7 protein-coding genes are annotated in these 4,743 nt (G+C 49.2%); all 7 read right to left on the bottom strand.

Going from position 1 to position 4,743, the window contains the following annotated elements:
* Positions 1-168: 168 nt before the first annotated feature.
* Complete coding sequence (locus tag AWV70_RS16755; RefSeq protein WP_060209545.1) at positions 169-558, bottom strand: hypothetical protein; 390 nt, start codon at positions 556-558, stop codon at positions 169-171.
* A gap of 88 nt (positions 559-646) precedes the next feature.
* Positions 647-1,039, bottom strand: a complete 393-nt coding sequence (locus tag AWV70_RS16750; RefSeq protein ID WP_060209543.1) for a hypothetical protein — start codon at positions 1,037-1,039, stop codon at positions 647-649.
* A 98-nt stretch (positions 1,040-1,137) separates the two neighbouring features.
* Complete coding sequence (gene fabZ / locus AWV70_RS16745) at positions 1,138-1,581, bottom strand: 3-hydroxyacyl-ACP dehydratase FabZ (protein ID WP_060209541.1); 444 nt, start codon at positions 1,579-1,581, stop codon at positions 1,138-1,140.
* A gap of 239 nt (positions 1,582-1,820) precedes the next feature.
* Positions 1,821-2,156, bottom strand: a complete 336-nt coding sequence (locus tag AWV70_RS16740) for a DNA-directed RNA polymerase subunit beta (RefSeq protein ID WP_235588721.1) — start codon at positions 2,154-2,156, stop codon at positions 1,821-1,823.
* 22 nt (positions 2,157-2,178) lie between these two features.
* Positions 2,179-3,015 (bottom strand): flagellar hook-basal body protein, encoded by an 837-nt coding sequence (locus AWV70_RS16735; protein ID WP_060209539.1) that lies wholly within the window; start codon positions 3,013-3,015, stop codon positions 2,179-2,181.
* A 28-nt stretch (positions 3,016-3,043) separates the two neighbouring features.
* On the bottom strand, positions 3,044-3,880 hold the full coding sequence (locus AWV70_RS16730; RefSeq protein WP_060209536.1) for a flagellar hook-basal body protein: 837 nt from the start codon (positions 3,878-3,880) through the stop codon (positions 3,044-3,046).
* A gap of 93 nt (positions 3,881-3,973) precedes the next feature.
* Positions 3,974-4,743 (bottom strand): rod shape-determining protein MreB (gene mreB, locus AWV70_RS16725; RefSeq protein WP_235588720.1); only part of this gene is annotated, 770 nt, incomplete at its 5' end.

The raw sequence follows: 4,743 nt of genomic DNA, 5'->3' as shown, positions 1-4,743 counted from the left end.
GAGCGCGGGATGAATTTTACGAGCGCGTACTAGGATTTACGAACGCACCGCCGAATTAATGAGCTCGGATATGTACGTGGGAAGCGTTATGGATATTGCGCTCTTCGTGACGCGATTGGCCAAAACAAGAAAAACCGCCGGGGGTGGCGGTTTTCTTTCGGCTTGCGGTTAGCGGTTGTTGTTATTGTTCTTGTTTCGGTTACGATTGGTGTCGGTGTCATTTGGAGTTGTTGTGTTGTCATCAGTTATGATGTCATTGTTCGGTGCCGTTGTGTTGTCACCGTTCATGTCTCCGTTGTTACGGTCTCTGTCATTGATGATTCCGTTGTTACGGTCATCGTTAAGGATTCCGTTGTTTCCACCGTTGTTATTCCCATCGAGTCCGTTGTCGATGCCATCCATGTCCGGTCCTGCGCCGTTATTGACATTAGGGGTCAAGTCCCGTTCCAGGTTCTCCATCGGCGTTTCATTGTTGTTCGGAACGTTGTCGTTGTTGTTGGCGCATGCCGTTAGGGCAAGTCCGGAAACGAGTACGAACGGTATCGCTTTTTTGAACATGAAAATTCCCTCCTTTCCACAAGCCTCTATCATACAATTCGTATGATACTCGTAGGTTGGCTAAAAAGGAGGGAACTATCCATACTTTTTATTGTTCTTTTTCGAGTCGATCTTTGAGCACCGTTTCGACATAAACTGCTTCGGCCTTGCAGTCATATGTAAAATGCGTGTCGAGTTTTTCCTGCATGATCTCGATATTGGCAATTTGCTCTTCGGATGGCGGCTCGCTGATGACGCGCTGGATCACTTCATTGATCCGCTGAGCAAGGTCTTCGTGGAATTTCGGCTCCCGTTTCATGTCATCCGGAATCTTTGAATACCATAGTGCTTTTGTCGTGATGTATTCGCGCCATGAATCGATGAAGTCTTCGATATCATATAGGTCTTCTTCCCATTGAATGTCCGTCATGTATTGCTCGAACGTTTGGGTGATGGAGCGTGTGATGCTGCTCTTTATATTTGGAGAAAGATCATTGTACATAATTGGTTGGTACCTCCCACTGTAAACGTGCGTGTGATGTCCGTTTCAATATACACACTGCACTTTCCATTGTAGCTGACATAGTGCATGTGTGCAAATTAATTTGAAGCTTCTGCTACCGGACCTAGTGCGAATGTAATGTCCGTTTCGCAGGCGATTTCGCCGTCAACAGTTGCAACCGCCTTCCCTTTTCCAATGGAGCCACGCATTCTTGTAATTTCGACTTCTAGTTTCAATTGGTCTCCTGGGACAACTTGGCGTTTGAACCGGCAGTTGTCGATGCCTGCGAAGAATGCAAGACGTCCTCGATTTTCCTCTTTTTGAAGGATGGCGACAGCGCCGACTTGGGCGAGCGCTTCGACGATCAGGACGCCCGGCATGACTGGATAGCCCGGAAAATGGCCGTTGAAAAAGTCTTCGTTGATGGTAACGTTTTTTAGGCCGACGACTCGTTTCCCTTCTTCGATTTCTGTGATTCTATCGACCAAAAGGAATGGATAGCGATGAGGAATGATTTTTTGAATCTGTTCAGCGTTTAGCATTTCCTTTCTCCTCCCGACAATGTATGTATTTAACTAAATTCAGCTTAAGCTGAATTTAGTTAATGCTCCGGCGGATGTCACGGATTTTTTAGGGGATTTATCGAGGCAGTCTAAAAGCGCGACGTCCTGTCGCCACGACTGCATGACCTGCTTCCTGCAGGCCCCAAGCTCGATAAAAATCCGGACACAATTACGCCAAGGCGTAATTGATAAAATCAACATGAAAATGAAAAGAGCCGTTACGACTCTTTCCCATTGATGATATCGAGTATGTGCGTCCACGTCTCTTTTTTCAGCACATCTCCAGGCTGGCCGTCGCCGACGTATCCGTAGCCGATGACGGCTCCGAGAATTGCGGCGCCTACTAGCAACAGAAGGACGAGCACGATTCGCAACCAGATCGGTAGCAGACGGATTTGGACCCAGATGCGCCGCTTGTCGCTCGTTTCCTCTTTAACGGACTTCTGCTTCTTTTGTTGATTGCGCGCCACACGAGATGCGACGATTTGCTGCTCGGTGGCATCATTTTGGTTCATATGGTCCCATTGAGGATGTTTCTGTTTGTCATCTATCATATCGGATTCTCCCTAGCGCGGCTTATCGAATGTTATTGATCAAGCCTAACATTTGATCGGCGAGCGTGACCGTCCTCGCGTTGAATTGGTAAGAACGCTGGACATTGATCAGGTCTGTCATCTCTTTTTCGTAATTGACGTTGGATGCTTCGAGCTTCTGGTTTTCCATGCCGATTCGGTTCCGGTTGACGCCGTTCATTTCCGTCAGGATATCCCCGGCAGCGACGCCAAGTTCCGCTACATTTTCAGGAAGCGACAATAGAGTCGAAGAAATCCGGCTCATCAAGTTTGGGCGTTCCAATGTCGTGACACCCATTTCGATTCGTTGAACGTTTCCGTCGCTATGCGTCACTTCAAGGACACCGCCTGGAAGCATGTTGTAATTGCTCACGTTTTCCGCAAATGTGATTGGCTGCCCTGCGCTGTTCGCGACTGGATAACCGTCTCCATTGACGAGCATCAGGTTGCCGCCTTCAACAGGCGACACGTAAAAATTCCCAGCACGGGTGTATGCGGTTTGCTCTCCGTCTTCTCCGGGCATGATAACGTTGAAGTATTGCTTCGGTTCAGTCAGTGCGAAATCGAGTTCGCGGCCGGTCATCTGCAAAGAGCCGACTGTCCAGTTCATTTTCGCAGGGCCAAGAGCAGCACCGACGCCGTATCGGATACCCACCGGAGATTGGCGTTGCGCCGTATCTGCCTTGTCATTATTGAATTGTTGGTAAAGCAGTTCGTGGAAATTGGCTTCACCTGATTTATACCCGTTTGTCGCCGAATTTGCAAGGTTATTTCCAATGATATCGAATTGATTTTGCAATTGGTTCATCGTGTTCACTGCCGTCGTCATTGATCGTATCATTCGTTTCGGCCCCTTTCAAAACGCATCATCAGTTGACACGCCCAATTTCGTTCACAGCTTTTTCCATGCTCCGGTCATACGCCTGAAGGATCTTTTGATTCGCTTCAAATGCGCGGTATGCGGCAAGCATGTCCGTCATCGTCTTTGCAGCATCAACGTTGGAGCCTTCCAAAAAGCCTTGTTGGAATGAATATCCGACTCCTGCTACGTTTTGCGCTTCAGGTAAGTTGCCGTCTAGGCTTGCAAACAGGCCGTTCCCTTGCTTCAGGAGCGCGCCGGGCTGTTCAGCAAATGAAACACCAAGAGTTGCAACTGTAGCACCATCTTGCAGTATGTTCCCAGCATCTGAAATGCTGAAGTCGTCATTTTGCAGTTGGATGCGCTGACCGTTCGTATCGAGTACGTAATAACCCATTGGATTCGTCAAGTAACCGGCCGCATCCATTGTGAAATTCCCATTTTTCGTGTAGAGCTCATTTCCGTTTGCACTTTCCAATCGGAAAAAGATAGCTCCCGGTTCGCCGGTTTCCGCATCGATCGGCAGGCTGCCGTCGAGGAGTGCAATATCCGTCGTCATGCCGGTTTCCCGAAGTGTCCCTTGCTTGAATAGCGGCATCGTTTCTTGCATGTAGACGCCGGTCGACAGCTCACCGACCGGCGATAAACCGTTCAGTTGAATGCCTTTTTGAGTCGGGATGCGCTGCGCATTGAGGCTCGACATGAACATTTCCGGAAATGAACGGATGCTTGACTGTTCGGCTTTGAATCCTGGTGTATTGGCGTTCGCAATGTTGTTTGCCAGCATTTCCGTCCTGCGCTGCTGCGCGATCATACCGGAGCCGACTGTGTAAAATCCACGGAACATAAGGCGACCCGCCTCCTTTCATTTATTCGTTCTTCTATTGTTTTCGGATGGATCCGTCATTTTTTCATTCCTACGGACCAACTATTTTTTACATTAATATCGTGCTGCTTTGCTGATGTTTTCGAGGAGGATGCCCGTCCCGATCGCCACACAGCTGAGCGGATTGTCTGAAACGAATACCGGGACTTTCAATTCCTCAGCGAGCAGCTGGTCGATTCCGTGCAACAGTGCGCCGCCTCCTGTGAGGAAGACTCCCCTATCGATGATGTCCGCTGACAGCTCGGGCGGAGTTTTCTCCAAGACGTTCTTCGCTGATTGGACGATCATGCCGACCGATTCGCTGAGCGCTTCCCGGATTTCATCGGATCCGATTGTAATGGTGCGTGGAAGTCCGGTGACCATGTCGCGGCCGCGGATGTCCATTTGTTCTTTGCGGCCACCAGGAAAGACGGTCGCGATTTCTTTCTTAATCGTTTCCGCCGTCCTCTCCCCGATGAGCAATTTATATTTTTTCTTGATTGATTGTATGATGTCATTGTCAAACATGTCACCAGCGGCCTTGATCGATTCGGAGGTGACGATATCGCCCATCGACAGTACTGCAACGTCCGTCGTCCCGCCGCCGATATCGATGACCATATTGCCGCTCGGCTGGAAAATGTCCATGCCGGCGCCGATCGCCGCGACTTTCGGTTCTTCTTCGAGATACACTTTTTTGCCGCCGGATTTCTCGGCCGCATCCTGGATCGCTTTCTGTTCGACATTCGTAATGTTCGTCGGACAGCAGACGAGGATCCGCGGTTTCGATAAGAATCCTTTGACATTCAATTTATTTATGAAATGGCGCAGCATCATTTCCGTTA

This window comes from Sporosarcina koreensis (genome assembly GCF_001531445.1).
GTDB classification, from domain to species: Bacteria; Bacillota; Bacilli; order Bacillales_A; family Planococcaceae; genus Sporosarcina; species Sporosarcina koreensis_C.
This window is presented reverse-complemented; position numbering and strand designations above follow the sequence as displayed.

Bases quoted from the DNA above. Each gene is read 5' to 3' on its own strand.
- AWV70_RS16755 (WP_060209545.1), bottom strand. From the start codon at position 558: ATGTTCAAAAAAGCGATACCGTTCGTACTCGTTTCCGGACTTGCCCTA.
- AWV70_RS16750 (WP_060209543.1), bottom strand. From the start codon at position 1,039: ATGTACAATGATCTTTCTCCAAATATAAAGAGCAGCATCACACGCTCC.
- fabZ (WP_060209541.1), bottom strand. From the start codon at position 1,581: ATGCTAAACGCTGAACAGATTCAAAAAATCATTCCTCATCGCTATCCA.
- AWV70_RS16740 (WP_235588721.1), bottom strand. From the start codon at position 2,156: ATGATAGATGACAAACAGAAACATCCTCAATGGGACCATATGAACCAA.
- AWV70_RS16735 (WP_060209539.1), bottom strand. From the start codon at position 3,015: ATGATACGATCAATGACGACGGCAGTGAACACGATGAACCAATTGCAA.
- AWV70_RS16730 (WP_060209536.1), bottom strand. From the start codon at position 3,880: ATGTTCCGTGGATTTTACACAGTCGGCTCCGGTATGATCGCGCAGCAG.